The 842-nt window shown below is 58.7% G+C and carries 1 protein-coding gene; it reads right to left on the reverse strand.

The features are described from left to right. Positions 1–16: 16 nt before the first annotated feature. Positions 17–768 (reverse strand): IS5 family transposase gene (locus DS839_RS35820; RefSeq protein ID WP_368912119.1). Its coding sequence is split into 2 segments (ribosomal slippage): positions 17–438 and positions 438–768, totalling 753 coding nucleotides; the frame shifts between segments, so codons are not numbered across the junction. Positions 769–842: the final 74 nt, after the last annotated feature.

Below are 842 nucleotides of genomic sequence, written 5' to 3' on the forward strand. Positions count from 1 at the left end.
TAGGGCCTGTTTACAATCAGCGGATAGCGAAGAAAGCGGCGACGAGGCTGATGAACCCGGCAAAGCAAGCATCGGTCTTTTCGTAGCGGGTTGCGATGCGTCGGAACGCCTTGAGATAGCAGAAGAAGTTCTCGACCAAGTGGCGCCATTTGTACATTTCGGCATCATGAGGGATACGCCCAGCCCGATCGGCCTTGGACGGGATGACCGCTGCGGCGCCACGTTCGTTCAGGCTGGCGCGCAGCCAGTTGTTATCGAAGGCTTTGTCGCCGATGAGCGCCTCGAACTCGAGGCCGGTGATCAACGGTTCGACCCCGATGCTGTCGTGACGCTGGCCGGGCAACAGGACGAAGCGAACGAGACGGCCAAGAGCGTCGACCAAGGCCATGATTTTCGTGGTCAGGCCGCCACGCGAGCGGCCTATGGCCTGATTTTGAGTCCCCCTTTTGCGCCGGTGCCATGCTGGTGGACCCGAACGAGTGTGCCGTCGATGAGGACATATTCGAAATCGGGATCGTCGCAGAGGTCCTTGAAGACACGCTCCCACACCCCTGACTGCGCCCAGCGCCAGAAGCGCGTATATGCGGTGAACCACTTGCCGAACGTTTCCGGCAGATCACGCCACGGCGAGCCGGTGCGCGCAATCCAAAGGACCGCTTCGATAAACAACCGGTTGTCACGTGCGCTGCAGCCGGGATCACCGGCTTTGCCTGGCAACTGCGGCGCGATCCGCACCCATTGGGTGTCGCTCAACATTAATCGATTCAAGGCTGATCTCCATTTTTCAGCCTTGAATCAATTTTCTGCTGATTTGGGAATCCCCTGATTGTAAACAGGCCCTA

This window comes from Taklimakanibacter deserti (assembly GCA_003574785.1).